Below are 19,409 nucleotides of genomic sequence, written 5' to 3' on the forward strand. Positions count from 1 at the left end.
CTCGAGAAAATATAAAGTGTCAGTTTGCGACGCGAGCGGCATTTTAGGACAATATGCAGCGAGATAACAGTACCAGTTAATCGGTCTGTACGCCTTGTACGACCAAGGCAGGTGAGAAAAATCTGCAATACAGAAGCAAAGTGTTTGTTAATTCGGCAATTCCCTACAACGATGTAACAAATTAATACAATCGTAACGCGTCGTTACGTATCAATAACGTAAAAATGGTGGTTTGCGTTTTTAATCACGATATATAGAAATTGAATTTCAGACAATTCTAAAGAATATTCTTAAATATAATGAGGTTATTTCTGATAATTGAATAAATGACCGCGCCAGAAGGTTATCGCCTTCCAGCGCGTCCAGCAGAACACCTTAACTCCGACTGAGAATACCGCGGCGATACAGGTTACGCTTGATGCGCGTTAAGCCTGGTTTTGGCTTACGCGGCTCATCCAGACTGGCCAACACGATTTCCAGTACGCGCTCTGCAACGTCGCGATGACGTTGCGCCACCGCCAGTACCGGGCACTGTAGGAAGTCGAGCAATTCATGATCGCCAAAGGTAGCAATCGCTAAATCAGACGGTAGCTGCCCGTCACGACGTAATGTCACATCCATCACGCCCTGTAAAAGCGCAAAGGAAGTGGTAAACAACGCCTGTGGCATCGGGTGCGTTTCCAGCCATTTATCAAACAGCTGCGCGGCGGCTTCCCGCTCATAGCTATTGGCATACAGGAAATTCACTTCACGCGGATCGTCCTTCCACGCGGTACGAAAACCCTGCTCACGCAGGAAACTCACAGATAATTCCGGCAGCGCACCGAGATAAAGGACGGTATCAGCCGGGAACTTACGCAATTCTTCCGCCAGCATTTCTGCATCGTCCTGATCGGCCCCGACAACGCTGGTGAAATGTTCACGATCCAGCGCGCGGTCTAACGCCACAATCGGGAATGCGCTGTTAGCCCAGCGCTGGTAAAACGGATGCTCCGGCGGCAAAGAGGTCGACACAATAATGGCATCAACCTGGCGTTGTAATAGATGTTCAATACAGCGCATTTCGTTATCTGGCTGATCTTCAGAGCAGGCAATCAGCAGCTGATAGCCACGCTGACGCGCCTGGCGCTCCAGATAGTTGGCTATCCGGGTATAACTTGTATTCTCCAGATCCGGGATCACCAGCCCGATAGAACGTGTGCGTCCAGCACGTAGCCCGGCTGCCACAGCATTTGGGTGGTAATTATGCTCGCGCACCACCGCCATGACTTTTTCAACCGTTTTGTCGCTTACGCGATATTGCTTTGCTTTGCCATTAATAACGTAGCTTGCAGTCGTTCGCGAAACGCCGGCCAGCCGAGCGATTTCATCCAGTTTCACAATTGCCCCTTGCGTAAAATGTACCAACCATAACCTTTGAGATGGCATGGGTTAAACTATTAACATCTAAGCGCAGAATAATGACCGCGGCAACCGCTTTTGTCTCTGGTTACCGCTGATTTCTCAAAAAAAAGCCCAACCGGTAGCATTGGGCTCACGAATTAATAACTGGGCCATGATTAGCGCATGATTTTATCACCGCGAGAAAGCCCCACCACGCCGGAGCGCGCAACCTCGACGATTTTCGCCACTTCACGCAATGTAGCCAGGAAAGCATCGAGCTTATCGCTGGTACCTGCCAGTTGTACGGTGTAGATGGACGGCGTGACGTCAATGATTTGCCCGCGGAATATTTCCGTATTGCGCACCACTTCTTCACGACCGTAACCGCTGGCCTGAATTTTCACCAGCATGATCTCTCGTTCAACATGAGCCCCCTGTCCCAACTCGCTTACGCGCAGGACATCCACCAGTTTGTGCAGCTGCTTTTCGATCTGCTCAAGGACCTTTTCATCACCCACCGTCTGGATCGTCATTCGCGATAACGTCGGATCGTCCGTCGGTGCGACGGTCAGGCTTTCAATGTTGTAACCGCGCTGAGCGAAGAGACCAATCACTCGTGACAATGCACCCGACTCGTTTTCCAGTAATACTGATAATATCCGGCGCATAATCAGGTCCTCTCCGTTTTGCTTAACCACATTTCATCCATACCGCCTCCGCGAATCTGCATCGGGTAGACATGTTCACTGCCATCAACGGTGACATCGACAAACACCAGACGATGGTTACGCACGTGCTCCAGCGCCTCACCCAATTTGCTCTCGAGTTCATCCGGATGGTTTATCTGGATACCAATATGACCATATGCCTCGGCAAGACGTACAAAGTCGGGCAGCGACTGCATGTAAGACTGCGAGTGACGCCCGGAGTAAATCATGTCTTGCCACTGTTTAACCATGCCGAGGTAACGGTTGTTAAGATTGAGTACCAGCACCGGCAGCTCATATTGCAACGCCGTCGACAGCTCCTGGATATTCATCTGAATACTGCCATCGCCGGTGACGCACACCACCGTTTCATTCGGTAGCGCCATCTTTACGCCTAATGCTGCAGGTAAACCGAATCCCATGGTGCCGAGGCCACCGGAGTTAATCCAACGACGCGGCTTATCAAACGGGTAGTACAGCGCGGCAAACATCTGGTGCTGACCAACGTCCGAGGTTACATACGCATCCCCTTTCGTCAGACGCCAGAGGGTTTCAATGACAGCCTGCGGCTTAATGCTCTCACTTTGCGTGTCATATTTCAGACACTGGCGCGCACGCCACTGTTCTATCTGCTGCCACCAGTCGCGGTTATCATCAAGCGGTTGCTGCGATTTCTCCTGCGGTAACAGTTCCAGCATCTGATCCAGCACCAGTCGGGCGTCGCCGACAATCGGAATATCCGCAGTGACGGTTTTCGAAATAGAGGTCGGATCGATGTCGATATGCAGTACGGTCGCATTTGGGCAATATTTTGCCAGGTTATTGGTTGTGCGATCGTCAAAGCGAACACCAACGGCAAAGATCACATCGGAATGATGCATGGTCATATTGGCTTCGTAGGTGCCATGCATCCCCAGCATGCCCAGCGCCTGACGATGCGTGGCCGGAAACGCGCCCAATCCCATCAACGAAGAAACAACCGGCAGGTTAAGCGCTTGTGCAATCTGGCCAAGTTGTTCATGACAGGCCGCATTGACCGCACCGCCGCCAACATATACCACCGGTTTTTTAGCCGCGACCAGCGTTTGTAGCGCGCGCTTTATTTGCCCCTTATGTCCGGTTGTCGTCGGATTATACGAGCGCATACTGACCGACTCCGGCCAGCTATACGGCAGTTTCTTTGCCGGATTCAGAATATCCTTTGGCAAATCCACGACCACAGGGCCTGGGCGACCGCTTGCCGCCAGCCAGAAGGCCTTTTTCAGGACCTGAGGAATATCTTCCGTTTGCTTAACGAGGAAGCTGTGCTTCACCACCGGACGAGAGATACCGACCATGTCGCACTCCTGAAAGGCATCGTAGCCAATCAGCGACGTCGCCACCTGCCCGGAGAGGATCACCAGCGGAATGGAATCCATATACGCCGTAGCAATACCGGTAATCGCATTGGTTGCGCCCGGCCCGGAGGTCACCAGAACTACGCCGACGTCACCCGTGGCACGCGCCAGACCATCGGCCATATGTACGGCGGCTTGTTCATGACGGACCAACACATGATCGATTCCCCCGACCGTATGCAGCGCATCATAAATATCGAGGACCGCGCCCCCAGGATAACCAAATACCTGCTTCACACCCTGATCGATGAGCGATCGCACGACCATCTCGGCTCCAGACAACATCTCCATGGCTTGCCTCCACTCTTATAATGAATAACGGTTTAACAACACATTAACCGCTGAGGATGACGCATGGCAATTGACACCTAAGAGGGGGAATTCGCATGAATAAGAATAAAAAGGAGGTAAGCGCAGAATAAATGGAGATTTAAACCAGCATCCGCTAATGAAATGAGAAATAATCGCTTAAAAATGGAGACTTACAGCGATTAGTCTATTTTTTTACACTTTTGGACAGATGCAGAAAGACAAGTTCAGCACAAAATCTTAGATAAAAAGCCAAAAGCAGAATAAACCAGACGTCTTGCCCGATTTATTCTGCCGAATACTACTGCTTACAGACGGAGACTAACAACTCTTCCATCCATTGGTGGCCTTTATCCCTGCCCGCAGCTTCATGCCAGGAAAGATAGCATGTACGGCTATTCAATTTTAACGGTAAAGGCAATATCTGCAGATCTAACTGCTCAGAGAATTCTTCCGCTAACCAACGTGGTGCAATAGACACCAGATGCGTTTGCGAAACAATATTCAACACGCTGATTAACGCCATACCTTGATAAGCAACACAAGATTGTTTATCCGCAGTGTCATACCAGGGTTGGCTAAATGATGCAAAGCGATCGAGAGATACCACCGCATGCTGTTCATTATAAACATCGTTTTCCAATAATGGGCCACTAATACGGGGGTGTTTTCTGCTCGCGACTAACACCATCTCATCATTGAACAAGGGAATACTGGTGAATTCAGGGCGACGGAACTCTTCATAACTAATAACGAACTCCGTTTCCTGATAGCGTAATTGATGTTCGGTATTTTGATTGAGTGAAGATTTAAATACGACATTAATGTTTGGCGCAACTTGCTCAACCCGATTATAAATCAAGGAAGTCAGAATATTATCCAATGGGCTGCATACGCAGAGGTTGAATACGCGCTCGCTACTGGCAGGCTCAAACCCCGAACCCGGCAGTTCATTCTGTACCAGTTGCAATGCCTGACGGACGGAGCCAAAAAGTTGGAAGGCCCGCGCTGTCGGCTGGATCCCACGGCCATAACGAACAAAAAGTTCATCATTGAACATAATTTTCAAACGCGCCACAGCATTACTGACTGCAGGTTGCGACATCCCCAGAGTATGCGCAGCGCGGGTAATATTTTGTTCCTGCATTACCGCGTCAAAGACGGTTAATAAATTAAGATCAACCATGCGAAGCTGCGGCTTTCCCATTGTTATAGGATTTGGTTTATCTATTATTTTCACTTCTGGCATATTTAACTCCACTGTCACTCTAAACTCCCTTTTCCCAGACGGAGTGAAGAAATAACCTCCGTTAATATGATTTACCATGCATATAAAATAAGAAAAAGGAAAAACATTAAAATTAGGAAAACATAAAGGTACGAACCTAAATGAACAGAAACCCAATGCGAGCGCAGTGTGGCAGATGTCACTGCACGATGATTCATATGTTTAAATTTCACGAACAATATAACCATAAGCACGACGAATACACAATCATACGCACGGTGAATATATATTTAAGATTTGATTAAATGTTTATATTATTAATACATTAAAAGTTAACATTAATTTATCAATCATTGAGAAGCGTGCCCCCTGTATTCATTCATGGACACTATAAAAACTGATAAATCATAAAGATAAAAAGTGTATCTACACCCCATCTCATCAGCATGCTGTCACAATAGTTGCAAACAAATATGCTCAAATATGTCAAAGCATGAAAAGTATGTACGAACGCACACTAATTTATTTTATGCTTCTCTAAAAATTCAGCACAATTCGCTTAGATTGCAGAGGTGTTTTTCTTCTGAATACGGACGTTTACCGGGAGCGGGGTTGACATCAGCTTTCATATCCAGTACCACTAAAAGCATATCGCATTCGCCTGGAGCCTGATTGATGACTTACATTGTTCGTTTTAACGGTCTACTACTACTAAACGCATCTTCGTTGCGCGGTAGACTGGTGAACGACATTTAGCATTACGTCAGCTCCAGTTAAGACAAAAACCCGCGCCGCTGCGCGGGTTTTTTTATGCTCGAAGCAAGGCGCCAAAAAAGACAAAGGACCTAAACCATGAGCCAGCAAGTCATTATTTTCGATACCACCTTACGCGATGGTGAACAGGCGTTACAGGCAAGCCTGAGTGTGAAAGAAAAACTGCAGATTGCTCTGGCTCTCGAGCGTATGGGCGTTGACGTGATGGAAGTCGGTTTCCCTGTGTCTTCGCCAGGTGATTTTGAGTCGGTACAGACCATTGCCCGACAGGTTAAAAACAGCCGCGTCTGCGCCTTAGCCCGCTGTGTGGAAAAAGATATCGATGTCGCCGCTGAATCCCTGAAGGTGGCTGAGGCTTTCCGCATTCATACGTTTATCGCCACCTCGCCGATGCATATCGCCACCAAATTACGTAGTACGCTGGATGAAGTTATCGAGCGGGCTGTCTATATGGTTAAGCGTGCGCGTAATTACACGGATGACGTGGAATTCTCATGCGAAGACGCCGGCCGTACCCCTATTGCCGATCTGGCTCGCGTGGTAGAAGCGGCGATTAATGCCGGTGCCAAAACCATTAATATCCCCGATACCGTCGGGTACACCATGCCCTTCGAATTTGGCGCAATCATTTCCGGCCTGTATGAACGCGTGCCGAATATCGACAAAGCGATCATTTCCGTGCACACCCACGACGATTTAGGTCTGGGCGTCGGTAACGCGCTGGCCGCTGTTCATGCCGGTGCACGTCAGGTCGAAGGGGCGATGAACGGGATCGGTGAACGCGCCGGTAACTGCTCGCTGGAAGAAGTGATCATGGCGATCAAAGTCCGCAAAGATATTCTGAACGTACAGACCCGCATTAATCATCAGGAAATCTGGCGTACCAGCCAGTTAGTCAGCCAAATCTGCAATATGCCGATTCCGGCCAACAAAGCGATTGTCGGTAGCGGCGCCTTTGCCCACTCCTCCGGTATTCATCAGGACGGCGTACTGAAAAACCGTGAAAACTACGAAATCATGACCCCGGAGTCCATCGGTCTGAACCAGGTGCAACTGAACCTGACGTCCCGTTCCGGACGTGCTGCGGTCAAACACCGTATGGATGAGATGGGCTATAAAGAGAGTGAATACAGTCTGGACAACCTGTACGACGCCTTCCTGAAGCTGGCGGATAAAAAAGGTCAGGTATTTGATTACGACCTGGAAGCGCTGGCCTTTATTAACAAACAGCAAGAAGAACCCGAACATTTCCGCCTGGATTACTTCAGCGTGCAGTCTGGCTCCAATGATATTGCCACCGCCTCCGTCAAGCTGGCCTGTGGTGAGAATGTGAAAGCCGAAGCCGCCAACGGTAACGGCCCGGTCGATGCTATTTATCAGGCCATCAACCGTATTACCGACTACGACATCGAACTGGTGAAATACAGCCTGACCGCAAAAGGCCACGGTAAAGATGCGCTGGGTCAGGTGGATATCGTCGCCAACTTTAACGGCCGTCGCTTCCACGGCGTAGGCCTGGCAACGGATATTGTCGAGTCCTCCGCGAAAGCCATGGTGCATGTACTGAATAACATCTGGCGCGCCGAAGAAGTCGAAAAAGAATTGCAACGCAAAGCTCAAAACAACGAGAACAACAAGGAAACCGTGTGATGTCGAAGAATTATCATATTGCTGTTTTGCCGGGTGACGGTATTGGCCCGGAAGTGATGGCGCAGGCTCTGAAAGTACTGGACGCGATTCGCACCCGTTTCGCTATGCGCATTACCACCAGCCACTATGACGTGGGCGGCGTTGCCATCGACAACCACGGTCAGCCGCTGCCACCCGCAACGGTTGACGGCTGTGAGCAGGCCGATGCCATTCTGTTTGGCTCCGTGGGCGGCCCGAAATGGGAAAATTTGCCGCCAAACCAGCAGCCGGAGCGTGGTGCCCTGTTGCCGTTGCGTAAACACTTCAAATTATTCAGCAACCTGCGCCCGGCTAAGCTGTACCAGGGGCTGGAAGATTTTTGCCCGCTGCGCGCCGATATTGCCGCCAACGGTTTCGACATCCTGTGCGTACGCGAACTGACGGGCGGGATCTACTTCGGTCAGCCAAAAGGCCGTGAAGGTAGCGGTCAACATGAAAAAGCCTTTGATACCGAGGTCTATCACCGTTTCGAGATCGAACGTATTGCGCGCATTGCATTTGAATCTGCCCGCAAGCGTCGCTGTAAAGTGACGTCGATTGATAAAGCCAACGTGCTGCAAACCTCGATTCTGTGGCGTGAAGTGGTCAATGAAATAGCCAATGAATACCCGGACGTTGTCCTGACGCATATGTATATCGACAACGCCACCATGCAGTTGATTAAAGATCCGTCTCAGTTTGACGTGCTGCTGTGCTCCAACCTGTTTGGTGACATCCTGTCCGATGAATGCGCGATGATCACCGGCTCCATGGGCATGCTGCCGTCTGCCAGCCTGAATGAGCAGGACTTTGGCCTGTACGAGCCCGCCGGCGGCTCAGCACCGGATATCGCCGGTAAAAACATTGCCAACCCGATTGCCCAGATTTTGTCACTGGCTCTGTTGCTGCGCTACAGCCTGGACGCCAATGATGCAGCAGCAGCCATTGAAAGCGCCGTTAACCGCGCATTAGCAGAAGGTATTCGCACCGGTGATTTAGCCCGTGGCACAGCCGCAGTCAGTACCGATGAGATGGGCGATATCATTGCTCGCTACGTCGCAGAAGGGGTGTAATCATGGCTAAAACGTTGTATGAAAAGTTGTTCGATGCGCACGTCGTGTATGAAGCGCAGGACGAAACGCCGCTGCTGTATATCGACCGCCATCTGGTGCACGAAGTGACCTCACCGCAGGCATTCGACGGCCTGCGGGCGCATAACCGTCCGGTTCGCCAGCCGGGTAAAACCTTCGCCACCATGGATCATAACGTCTCGACGCAAACCAAAGACATTAACGCCTCCGGTGAAATGGCGCGCATCCAGATGCAGGAGCTGATCAAAAACTGCAATGAGTTCGGCGTCGAACTGTACGATCTGAACCACCCTTTTCAGGGTATCGTCCACGTGATGGGACCCGAGCAAGGTGTGACCTTACCGGGTATGACCATCGTCTGCGGTGACTCCCACACCGCCACACACGGTGCGTTCGGCGCGCTGGCGTTTGGTATCGGGACCTCAGAAGTCGAACACGTGCTGGCCACGCAAACCCTGAAGCAAGGGCGCGCCAAAACCATGAAGATCGAAGTCAATGGCACGGCAGCACCAGGAATTACTGCCAAAGATATCGTGCTGGCGATTATCGGTAAAACCGGTAGTGCAGGCGGTACCGGGCACGTGGTTGAGTTTTGCGGCGATGCCATCCGCGCCCTGAGCATGGAAGGTCGTATGACCCTGTGTAATATGGCAATCGAAATGGGGGCCAAAGCGGGTCTGGTCGCACCGGATGAAACCACCTTCAACTATGTACAGGGACGTTTGCATGCCCCTAAAGGTCAGGATTTTGCCGATGCCGTCGCCTGGTGGAAAACGCTGAAAACCGACGACGGGGCGACGTTTGATACCACCGTCACCCTGCAGGCAGAAGAGATTGCTCCGCAGGTCACCTGGGGCACTAACCCAGGCCAGGTAATCTCCGTAAACGATAACATTCCCGACCCCGCGTCGTTTAGCGATCCGGTTGAACGCGCATCAGCGGAAAAAGCGCTGGCCTATATGGGGCTGAAGCCGGGCATTCCGTTGACGGAAGTGGCTATTGATAAAGTGTTTATCGGCTCCTGCACCAACTCGCGTATTGAAGATTTACGTGCCGCAGCTGAAATCGCCAAAGGCCGCAAGGTCGCGCCGGGCGTGCAGGCATTGGTAGTGCCGGGTTCAGGCCCGGTTAAAGCCCAGGCTGAAGCAGAAGGTCTGGATAAGATTTTCATTGAAGCCGGTTTTGAATGGCGCTTACCGGGTTGCTCAATGTGCCTGGCGATGAACAACGATCGTCTGAATCCGGGCGAACGCTGTGCTTCCACCAGCAACCGTAACTTTGAAGGTCGTCAGGGCCGCGGAGGGCGTACGCACTTAGTCAGCCCGGCCATGGCCGCCGCGGCCGCCGTTACCGGTCATTTTGCCGACATTCGCCGCATCAAATAAGGAAACTACCATGGCAGAGAAATTTACCCAGCATACCGGCCTGGTTGTCCCCCTGGATGCCGCCAACGTCGATACGGATGCAATCATTCCCAAACAGTTTTTGCAGAAGGTGACGCGTACCGGTTTTGGCGCACACCTGTTTAACGACTGGCGCTTTCTCGATGAGAATGGTCAGCAGCCTAATCCGGAATTCGTACTGAACTTCCCGGAATATCAAGGCGCATCGATTCTGCTCGCGCGAGAAAACTTTGGCTGCGGATCCTCGCGCGAACATGCGCCGTGGGCGCTGACCGATTACGGTTTCAAAGTGGTGATCGCCCCAAGCTTCGCCGACATTTTCTACGGCAACAGCTTTAATAACCAACTGCTGCCGGTGAAATTAAGCGACGACGAAGTGGATGACCTGTTCACGTTGGTACAGGCCAACCCGGGGATCCGTTTTGAGGTGGATCTGCAGGCACAGGTGGTGAAGGCTGGCGATAAAGCGTATCCGTTTGAAATCGACACCTTCCGCCGCCACTGCATGCTGAACGGTCTCGACAGTATTGGGCTGACGTTGCAGCACGAAGACGCGATCTCGACCTACGAGAACAAACAGCCCGCGTTTATGCGCTAGTGCTTGTTGTTGCCGGATAAGCATGCCGGATGACGACGCAAAAGCGTCATATCCGGCCTACGGAAAGATTTGTAGGCCGGATAAGCGCAGCGTATCCAGCACACCCACTACACATCCTTCACTCGTCCGGTCATCACCAGCGTAACCACCGAAATTCCCGCAATCACCCAGTAGACGGCATAATGCCCATAACTTTGCGCCACCGCCCCCTGAATGACCCCCGCCAGAATCACCCCCGTGGAGATACTGTTGGTAAATAAGGTGGTAGCTGAACCCGCCCTGCCCGGCATCAGATCCTGAAACCACAGCATGCCTATTCCGGCAACAATCCCGATGAATACCGCATTAAACAGCTGCAGGACCAGTAGCGCCGTATGGCTATGGAAGAAGATAAGCCCAAGGTAAAACAGCACGCCTGCCACCACGGCTGTTATCATCATCCGCCGCTTACCAAAACGCTTCACGTAGTAACCCGCCAGAATCATTGCCGGAATTTCCAACCCGGCGGCGGTGCCCATCAGGATCCCGGCCAGTTTGTCCGGTAGTCCCAGTTCAAGGCTAATCCACAGCGGCATATCGATAATGTACATGGTGTTGCAGGTCCACATCAGCGTGGAGGCAATAAACAACATGCGCACATTTTTGTCCTGCCAGCCGCCGGTCTGCTCAAGCGGGACATCGACAGGCTGCTCGACCCGCGCCACCGACGGCAGTATCAGCGCGATCAGCACCAGGCTAATGGCAAATATCCCGGCAGCAATCGAAAACATCATCGTGAAGCCGTAATTTAACGCCAGCATAAACGCCAGCGGCGGCCCAATCACCCACGCCAGCGAAAGCTGCGCACGCATCACCGAGCTGAACATCACCACTTCTCGCGCCGAGTTATCGGCATACTCCCGCGCCAGCGCAAACAGCTGCGGCATGGCGGTATTTGCCAGCGAAGCCAGCAGCACCCCGCAGGTGATCAGCGTTAAATAGTGGCGGTTAAAGGCAAACAGCAACGCGTTGCCAATCGCCATCAGACAGCAGAACATGATCAGCTTACGCCGATCGCCCCGACTGTCGGATCGTTTCGCCAAACCAAGGCTGACCGCGATCCCGGCGATCGCATTGACGGTGTAAAACAGCCCAACCCAAAATGGCTGTGCCCCCACCTCGCGACTCAGAAACAGGCTCAGCGTGGGTGCCTGTAACGCGCCCGCTACGCCCATCATAAAGGCAACCAGCATAAACGCCGCATACACGCCGTTAAGGCGCCGTCCCATGGTCATAATCCAGAGCATATCTTTCCTTTTAAGCGCAGCGGAAACGAAAAAAGCCAGCAGATAATACCTGCTGGCGCGGCGATTAACACCAATACTCAGTCACACATGATGTCTGCAATTCCCAATTCAGAGGTCAGTCTTGCAACTCCCACTGCATCAGTTCATCAAGCATCTTTAAGCGCTGCGGCGCACTCAGGCAAGCCAACCAGGACAAACGCGCTGTCGAGGTAAAGTACTTTAAATAGAACTGACGCATAGATGACCCCTTCGTTGTCTCATCGCTTCATCGGAATTCATTATTGGCTTAATATGGGGATAATAAAATTGCTGAGTTTTCCGTGGGAGTTCCCCTTTTATGTCTTCTGGTCGTTTGCAACAACAGTTTATCCGCCTGTGGCAATGCTGCGACGGCAAAACGCAAGACACCACGCTGAACGAGTTGGCAGAGTTACTCAGTTGCTCGCGCCGCCATATGCGTACCCTGCTCAACACCATGCAGGAACGCGGCTGGCTAACGTGGGAAGCCGAGGTCGGTCGCGGCAAACGTTCACGCCTGACCTTTCTCTACACCGGGCTGGCGCTCCAGCAGCAGCGGGCGGAAGACCTGCTGGAACAGGATCGCATTGATCAACTGGTGCAACTGGTCGGCGATAAAACAGCCGTGCGACAAATGCTGGTTTCCCATCTGGGCCGCAGCTTTCGCCAGGGGCGGCACATCATGCGCGTCCTTTACTATCGCCCGATGCGCAATCTGCTCCCCGGTACGGCGCTACGCCGTTCCGAAACCCATATCGCCAGGCAAATCTTCAGCGCCTTAACCCGCGTAAATGAGGAAAATGGGGAACTGGAAGCCGACATTGCCCACCACTGGCAACAAATTTCGCCGCTGCACTGGCGGTTCTTCCTGCGTCCTGGGATCCATTTTCATCATGGTCGCGAGCTGGAAATGGAGGATGTGATCGCCTCAGTGAGGCGGATCAACAGCCTGCCGCTGTACTCGCACATTACGCAAATTGCCTCCCCCACGGCCTGGACGCTAGATATCCATCTGGCGCAACCTGATCGCTGGCTGCCGTGGCTACTGGGACAGGTCCCCGCCATGGTCCTGCCGCGCGAATGGGAAACGCTGAATAACTTTTCCAGCCACCCGATTGGCACCGGTCCCTATGCGGTCGTCCGCAATACGAGTAACCAGCTAAAAATTCACGCTTTTGATGATTACTTTGGTTACCGGGCGCTGATTGACGAAGTGAACGTGTGGGTGTTACCGGACATCGCCGAAGAGCCCGGCGGCGGACTCACGCTCAAAGGCCCGACGGAAGATGAAAAGGCTATCGAAAGCCGGCTGGAGGAAGGGTGTTATTACATGCTGTTTGATTCCCGCGCCCATCGCGGAGCCAATCAGGAGGTGCGCGAATGGGTAAGCCGCATACTCTCGCCGACGAATTTAATTTTTCAGGCTGACGAGCAGTATCAACGACACTGGTTTCCCGCGTACGGATTACTGCCTCGCTGGCATCACGCCAGGCCAGGACTCGGTGAAAAACCGGCGGGACTGGAAACACTGACGCTCACCTACTATCGCGATCATATCGAGCATCGGGTGATTGCGCAGATCATGAAAACATTGCTGGCGGAGCATCAGGTACAGCTGAATATTCAGGAGATCGACTACGATCAATGGCACGCAGGCGAGACCGTCAGCGATATCTGGCTCAACAGCGCCAACTTTACCTTACCGCTGGACTTCTCGCTGTTCGCCCATTTGTGCGAAGTCCCGCTGCTGCAAAACTGTCTTTCTCTGGACTGGGAAAGCGACGCCGCCCGCTGGCGCACCGGCGAGATGAGCCTCGCAGCATGGTGTCAGCAACTGCTTGCCAGTAAAGCCATTGTACCGCTGATCCATCACTGGCTGATCATTCAGGGGCAGCGCAGTATGCGTGGGTTACGCATGAATACGCTTGGCTGGTTTGATTTTAAATCAGCATGGTTTGCACCGCCGGACCCGTAGATCCGGCTCTTGATTGCCGCATAGCAACAAAATCATTACACTAACGCCGTTCTCAACGGGGTGCCAATAAAAGACATACACAAAATCATTCATGATGCATCAAGGCGGCAAGCAAACGCAGCCAACGCAGAGGCAGCGTGAAGGATGAAGTGTATGAGGCTGAGAGATACCCGTCGAACCTGATCCGGATAATGCCGGCGAAGGGATTTGAGGCTGTAGCTCAAGTCCTTTGCCACCTAACTCGTCATACTTCAAGCTGCAGATGCGTTGGCTTTCCTCGCTCACCCCAGTCACGTACTACCTGTACGCTCCCGGGGATGCGCTACGTCGCCGCCTTCCTGCAACTCGAATTATTTAGAGTTTTACTTTATGAGGTGCAAAGTGTTTAAAAAATGTCTTCCGCTTTTACTGCTGTGCGCAGCGCCTGCCTTCGCCAAACCCGTTCTGACCGTCTATACCTACGACTCGTTCGCCGCCGACTGGGGCCCCGGCCCAACCATCAAAAAAGCCTTTGAAGCCGACTGCAACTGCGAACTAAAGCTGGTGGCGCTGGAAGATGGCGTCTCGCTGCTTAACCGCCTGCGTATGGAAGGAAAAAACAGTAAAGCCGACGTCGTGCTCGGACTGGATAACAACCTGCTCGACGCGGCAATGCAGACCAAACTGTTTGCCAAAAGCGGCGTGGCGAGCGATGCCATCAACGTCCCTGGCGGCTGGAAAAACGACACCTTTGTACCGTTTGATTACGGCTATTTCGCCTTTGTGTATGACAAAAACAAGCTGAAAAACCCACCGAAGAGCCTGAAAGAACTGGTCGAAAGCGACCAGAAATGGCGCGTAATTTATCAGGACCCACGCACCAGCACGCCGGGTCTGGGACTGCTGCTGTGGATGCAGAAAGTGTACGGCGATAAAGCGCCGGAAGCCTGGCAGAAACTGGCGGCTAAAACCGTCACCGTCACCAAGGGCTGGAGTGAAGCCTACGGTCTGTTCCTGAAAGGTGAAAGCGATCTGGTGCTGAGCTATACCACCTCTCCGGCGTATCACATCATCGAAGAGAAGAAAGATAACTACGCCGCCGCCAATTTTAGCGAGGGACACTATTTGCAGGTGGAGGTCGCCGCACGTACCGCCGCCAGCAAACAACCCGAACTGGCGGAAAAATTCCTGACATTTATGGTTTCTCCGGCGTTCCAGAACGCGATCCCCACTGGCAACTGGATGTATCCGGTAACCCAGGTCACGCTTCCTCCTGGCATTGCACAACTGGAAAAACCGTCCACCGCGCTGGAATTCACCCCACAACAGGTAGCAACTCAACGTCAGACATGGATTAACGCATGGCAACGCGCCGTCAGCCGTTAATTCCCGGCTGGCTGCTCCCAGGGCTTTCGGCCGCTACGTTGATAGTGGCCGTCGCCCTGGCGGCGTTTCTGGCGCTGTGGCTGAACGCCCCTCAGGGAGACTGGTTCACGCTGTGGCAGGACAGCTACCTGTGGCACGTGGTGCGTTTTTCCTTCTGGCAGGCATTTTTATCCGCTGCGCTGTCGGTGATCCCGGCAATCTTCCTCGCCCGGGCGCTTTATCGTCGCCGTTTCCCTGGGCGTATAGCGCTGCTGCGCCTGTGCGCAATGACGCTGATCCTGCCGGTGCTGGTCGCCGTCTTTGGCATCCTTAGCGTCTACGGTCGTCAGGGCTGGCTGGCCTCACTTTGGCAGGCTCTCGGCCTGGAGTGGACGTTTTCACCGTACGGTCTGCAGGGCATTCTGCTGGCACACGTCTTTTTCAACCTGCCGATGGCCAGCCGTTTACTGCTGCAGTCGCTGGAGAATATTCCCGGCGAACAGCGGCAGCTCGCCGCGCAGCTAGGTATGCGCGGCTGGCATTTCTTCCGCTTCGTTGAATGGCCGTGGCTGCGCCGCCAGATCCCTCCGGTAGCGGCGCTCATCTTTATGCTGTGCTTCGCCAGTTTTGCTACCGTGCTGTCGCTCGGCGGCGGGCCGCAGGCGACCACCATCGAGCTGGCTATCTATCAGGCGCTGAGCTTCGACTACGATCCCGCCCGCGCCGCCATGCTGGCACTGATCCAGATGATTTGCTGCTTAGGACTGGTGCTGCTCAGCCAGCGCATGAGTCGAGCGATAGCCCCCGGCACCACGCTGGTACAAGGCTGGCGCGATCCCGACGACCGCCCGCACAGCCGAGTGACCGACACCCTGCTGATTATTCTGGCGCTGCTGCTGTTACTCCCGCCGCTGCTGGCGGTGATTGTCGATGGTGTTAACCGTCATATTCTGGACGTTCTCGCGCAGCCTGTATTGTGGCAAGCCCTGTGGACTTCGCTGCGTATTGCGCTGGCGGCAGGCCTTCTGTGCGTCATTCTCACCATGATGCTGTTGTGGAGCAGCCGCGAGCTGCGGGCACGGCAGCAAGTTTTAGCCGGTCAGGCGCTGGAACTGAGCGGCATGCTGATCCTCGCAATGCCGGGCATCGTGCTGGCAACCGGGTTCTTCCTGCTGCTCAATAACAGTATTGGACTGCCGGACTCTGCCGACGGCATTGTGATTTTTACCAATGCACTAATGGCCATCCCTTATGCGCTGAAAGTGCTGGAAAACCCGATGCGTGACGTAACGGCGCGCTACAGCATGTTGTGCCAGTCTTTAGGCATTGAAGGATGGTCGCGGTTGAAAGTGATTGAGCTGCGTGCGTTGAAACGCCCGCTGGCGCAAGCCATGGCCTTCGCCTGCGTCCTGTCGATTGGCGATTTTGGCGTGGTAGCCCTGTTTGGCAACGAGGACTTCCGCACGTTACCGTTTTACCTCTATCAGCAGATTGGCTCCTATCGCAGTCAGGATGGTGCAGTCACCGCATTATTGCTGCTGATCCTGTGCTTTACGCTGTTTACTGTTATTGAGAAATTACCGGGTCGACATGTTAAAACTGATTGATATCACATGGCTGTATCACCATTTACCCATGCGCTTTACGCTGTCGGTCGCGCGCGGTGAACAGATCGCCGTGCTGGGACCCAGCGGCGCCGGGAAAAGTACGCTATTAAACCTGATTGCCGGTTTTCTGGCACCAGCCAGCGGCACAATGATGATTGGTGGTGAGGATCATACCCGCACGCCGCCTTCTCGCCGCCCTGTCTCCATGCTGTTTCAGGAAAACAACCTGTTCAGCCACCTGAGTGTGCAACAGAATATCGCCCTCGGCCTTAACCCTGGGTTGAAACTGAACGCGCAGCAGCAGGAGAAAATGCGCCACATTGCTCAACAAATGGGACTCGACATGTTGCTGGAAAGGCTTCCTGGCGAGCTTTCCGGCGGGCAACGCCAGCGTGTAGCCCTGGCGCGCTGCCTGGTGCGAGAACAGCCCGTGTTGCTGCTTGATGAACCGTTCTCCGCACTCGACCCCGCCCTGCGTCAGGAAATGCTCACACTGGTGGCCGACGTGTGTCGTGAAAAGCAGCTGACGCTGCTGATGGTGTCCCACAGCGTAGAAGACGCCGCGCGCATTGCGCCACGTTCAATCGTAGTCGCCGACGGGCGCATTGCGTGGCAAGGTAAAACAGATGAGCTGTTGAGCGGTCACGCCAGCGCCTCGGCGCTGTTGGGTATCAAAGCCGGATGATAGATTGCGAGATTTTGTAGGCCGGATAAGCATCAGCGCCATCCGGCAAAAGCATCGTCAGTAGCCCACCACTTTGCGCAGGATATCGATATACACCGGCATCAGCGGATGGCGGATCAGTGCGACCAGCGCCACCACGCCGATCCCGAGAACAAGCGGCGCCAGATACAGCAGTCGACCTCGCGGCAAATAAACGGTTAAGCGATCAACAGCCGCTTTGCCGCTACGCCATAGCCGCCAGCACAGCCATCCCCCGACCCACAGCAATAGTGCGGTCGCCAGCAATAGCCATTTGAAATCGCCGCTCTGTACATCTGAGGGAATATCAATTGCCGCGCCCGCCAGGATACCCGGCAGAAAATAAAACGGCGGCCACAGTACACAGCCAATGATATTAGGCACTATAAATTTGGCGACAGGCAGATCAAGCATCCCCGCCACCATTGGCACCAGCGGACGCGTCGGACCAACAAAACGACCTACCAGAATAGTAAACATGCTGTGCTGATGAAGCGCATGTTCAGTTTTATCCAGTAACGCCTTGTTCTTTTTCATAAAAGACCAGCGATGCAGCGGCTTTTTAAAACGCCAGCCCAGCCAGAAGGAGATCCAGTCACCCATCAGGCAGCCGACAATGCCCGCAAGCCAGGCATGCCAGAAGTTCAGTTCACCGCTACCAATCAGCGCACCCAGTCCGGCCATCAGCACGGTACCGGGTAAAATTAAGCCCACCAGCGCCAGCGACTCCAGAAAAGCCACCAGCAGTACGGCTATCAAAGAGTATACGGCGGACTGGAGAATAAAATGTTCCAGCAATGCTTGCATAATGTGTCCGTCAGATTTACGAAGCAAGGATTCTGATAACCCTTCTCAACTTCGTCAAGCCATCATTCGTATGAATAGTTTGCGAGATATGACAACTTTTCGGACACATCATTCACTTTTTATTCACAGCCAGCGCGAAACTCGCTCGGGCTGGCGCCGGTACATTTTTTGAAAACGCGGGAGAAATAGAGCTGATCGTCAAACCCGACGTTGCGCCCGACGGTGGCGATCGGCATGCGCGTGGTGCTCAACAGGAGCTTCGCCTGGCTGATTCGCTGATCCTCACGCCAGCTGAGTACGCTGATGCCGAGCTGCTGGCGGAACAGGTGCGACAAACGAGACGGCGACAGGCAGACATGCTGCGCGACGCTGGCAATATCAAAATTGCTGTCCGCCAGGTGATCGCTGATGTACTGACAGGCATCACGCACGCGGTTATCCATGGGGGGGTGCAGAGATTCATTAATTGCTTCCATACGTCTGAGCAGCAGTTGTTCCAGCAAATTGATCGCCAACAGCTCAGAGTAACGACCCTCCCGCTGCCCGGCGCTGATTATCTGGCCGAACAGTTCGTTGAAGTGTGGCTGATGCGCTTCATCCGGGCGGAAAAAACCAGTCTGTGCAAAAATCGCCGGCCAGGTAAGCCACTCCTGCCAGTAGGCGCGAGGTCGAAAGTAGACCCACTGGTGGTACCATTCACTGGCATCGGGATGGCGGCCGTAATGGTGAACTTCACCCGGCGGAAACAGCAAAATATCGCCCGGTCGGCAAACAAACTGCTTACCTTGATTGTTGATGACCCCTTCCCCGCGAATGGTCAGGTTCAGGATATAGCCCTTCATTCCCAGCGGTCTGTCGATAAAAAAATCCAGGTACCCGTTCGCCTCAATAGGGGTTAATCCCGCCACTAAATGCGCGTTAAACGAGTAGCCCGGCAACAGGGGATCGTTTTGCGGTTCAGCCATAATTTCAATACTCCCGGTGTTCTGATAAGAAACAAATCGTCCATATTATGCAAGATATCGTCACCGTCGCCCCTGTAGACCGTTATGGTTTCAGTGATGGACCATCAACCCCGCATGCGAAAAGCATTTTGTAAAAAACATGTCCT

The 19,409-nt window shown here is 53.2% G+C and carries 17 protein-coding genes and 1 riboswitch; of the genes, 9 read left to right on the plus strand and 8 right to left on the minus strand.

The features are described 5' to 3' along the window. Nucleotides 1–375: 375 nt before the first annotated feature. The 4 genes from cra to leuO form a co-directional block, all read right to left on the minus strand. Nucleotides 376–1,380: a catabolite repressor/activator gene (cra, locus tag FDX22_RS17635; protein ID WP_096758311.1), complete on the minus strand. Its 1,005-nt coding sequence runs from the start codon at nt 1,378–1,380 to the stop codon at nt 376–378. Between the two features lie 179 nt (nt 1,381–1,559). Then, nucleotides 1,560–2,051 carry an acetolactate synthase small subunit gene (gene ilvN / locus FDX22_RS17640; RefSeq protein ID WP_096758312.1) on the minus strand — a complete coding sequence of 164 codons (492 nt, stop codon included), beginning with the start codon at nt 2,049–2,051 and terminating at the stop codon, nt 1,560–1,562. A 2-nt stretch (nt 2,052–2,053) separates the two neighbouring features. Beyond that, the gene (gene ilvI / locus FDX22_RS17645; protein WP_096758313.1) at nt 2,054–3,778 is read right to left on the minus strand and encodes an acetolactate synthase 3 large subunit; all 1,725 of its coding nucleotides are present in this window, start codon (nt 3,776–3,778) and stop codon (nt 2,054–2,056) included. 319 nt (nt 3,779–4,097) lie between these two features. Continuing rightward, nucleotides 4,098–5,045: a transcriptional regulator LeuO gene (leuO, locus tag FDX22_RS17650; protein WP_115259465.1), complete on the minus strand. Its 948-nt coding sequence runs from the start codon at nt 5,043–5,045 to the stop codon at nt 4,098–4,100. A gap of 654 nt (nt 5,046–5,699) precedes the next feature. Between leuO and leuL the strand changes: the two genes are divergently transcribed. The 5 genes from leuL (at nt 5,700) to leuD (ending at nt 10,558) form a co-directional block, all read left to right on the plus strand. Next, nucleotides 5,700–5,780 (plus strand): leu operon leader peptide, encoded by an 81-nt coding sequence (leuL, locus tag FDX22_RS17655; protein ID WP_115259466.1) that lies wholly within the window; start codon nt 5,700–5,702, stop codon nt 5,778–5,780. 96 nt (nt 5,781–5,876) lie between these two features. Next, on the plus strand, nt 5,877–7,448 hold the full coding sequence (leuA, locus tag FDX22_RS17660; RefSeq protein WP_117342317.1) for a 2-isopropylmalate synthase: 1,572 nt from the start codon (nt 5,877–5,879) through the stop codon (nt 7,446–7,448). Continuing rightward, on the plus strand, nt 7,448–8,539 hold the full coding sequence (gene leuB / locus FDX22_RS17665) for a 3-isopropylmalate dehydrogenase (RefSeq protein WP_115259468.1): 1,092 nt from the start codon (nt 7,448–7,450) through the stop codon (nt 8,537–8,539). The genes leuA and leuB overlap by 1 nt, the downstream gene beginning before the upstream one ends. A 2-nt stretch (nt 8,540–8,541) precedes the next feature. Further along, the gene (gene leuC / locus FDX22_RS17670; RefSeq protein ID WP_137362013.1) at nt 8,542–9,942 is read left to right on the plus strand and encodes a 3-isopropylmalate dehydratase large subunit; all 1,401 of its coding nucleotides are present in this window, start codon (nt 8,542–8,544) and stop codon (nt 9,940–9,942) included. Between the two features lie 10 nt (nt 9,943–9,952). After that, a complete protein-coding gene (gene leuD / locus FDX22_RS17675) occupies nt 9,953–10,558 on the plus strand; it encodes a 3-isopropylmalate dehydratase small subunit (protein WP_146717546.1) in 606 nt (201 codons plus the stop codon). Nucleotides 10,559–10,665: 107 nt separating this feature from the next. On the opposite strand, the gene FDX22_RS17680 is transcribed toward leuD, so the two are convergent. After that, nucleotides 10,666–11,844, minus strand: coding sequence for a sugar efflux transporter (locus FDX22_RS17680; RefSeq protein ID WP_146717547.1), 1,179 nt, complete (start codon nt 11,842–11,844; stop codon nt 10,666–10,668). A 115-nt stretch (nt 11,845–11,959) separates the two neighbouring features. Continuing rightward, nucleotides 11,960–12,082, minus strand: coding sequence for a glucose uptake inhibitor SgrT (sgrT, locus tag FDX22_RS17685; protein ID WP_096758320.1), 123 nt, complete (start codon nt 12,080–12,082; stop codon nt 11,960–11,962). A 99-nt stretch (nt 12,083–12,181) separates the two neighbouring features. Here sgrT and sgrR point away from each other — a divergent pair, with 99 nt between their 5' ends. The 4 genes from sgrR (at nt 12,182) to thiQ (ending at nt 17,473) form a co-directional block, all read left to right on the plus strand. After that, nucleotides 12,182–13,837 (plus strand): HTH-type transcriptional regulator SgrR, encoded by a 1,656-nt coding sequence (gene sgrR, locus FDX22_RS17690; RefSeq protein WP_146717548.1) that lies wholly within the window; start codon nt 12,182–12,184, stop codon nt 13,835–13,837. 46 nt (nt 13,838–13,883) lie between these two features. Beyond that, nucleotides 13,884–14,061, plus strand: a riboswitch (TPP riboswitch). Nucleotides 14,062–14,218: 157 nt separating this feature from the next. Next, entirely contained in the window at nt 14,219–15,202 is a 984-nt protein-coding gene (thiB, locus tag FDX22_RS17695; RefSeq protein ID WP_115259471.1) for a thiamine ABC transporter substrate binding subunit, read from the plus strand. Then, nucleotides 15,178–16,788 carry a thiamine/thiamine pyrophosphate ABC transporter permease ThiP gene (gene thiP, locus FDX22_RS17700; protein ID WP_146717549.1) on the plus strand — a complete coding sequence of 537 codons (1,611 nt, stop codon included), beginning with the start codon at nt 15,178–15,180 and terminating at the stop codon, nt 16,786–16,788. The genes thiB and thiP overlap by 25 nt, the downstream gene beginning before the upstream one ends. Next, a complete protein-coding gene (gene thiQ, locus FDX22_RS17705; RefSeq protein WP_135912598.1) occupies nt 16,772–17,473 on the plus strand; it encodes a thiamine ABC transporter ATP-binding protein ThiQ in 702 nt (233 codons plus the stop codon). Before thiP ends, thiQ begins: the two co-directional genes overlap by 17 nt. Before the next feature lie 57 nt (nt 17,474–17,530). On the opposite strand, the gene FDX22_RS17710 is transcribed toward thiQ, so the two are convergent. Beyond that, a complete protein-coding gene (locus FDX22_RS17710; RefSeq protein ID WP_096758325.1) occupies nt 17,531–18,298 on the minus strand; it encodes a DedA family protein in 768 nt (255 codons plus the stop codon). Between the two features lie 119 nt (nt 18,299–18,417). Further along, nucleotides 18,418–19,263, minus strand: coding sequence for an arabinose operon transcriptional regulator AraC (gene araC, locus FDX22_RS17715; RefSeq protein ID WP_117342325.1), 846 nt, complete (start codon nt 19,261–19,263; stop codon nt 18,418–18,420). Between the last annotated feature and the right edge of the window lie 146 nt (nt 19,264–19,409).

This window comes from Citrobacter sp. TBCS-14 (assembly GCF_005280805.1).
Classification (GTDB): Bacteria; Pseudomonadota; Gammaproteobacteria; order Enterobacterales; family Enterobacteriaceae; genus Citrobacter; species Citrobacter gillenii.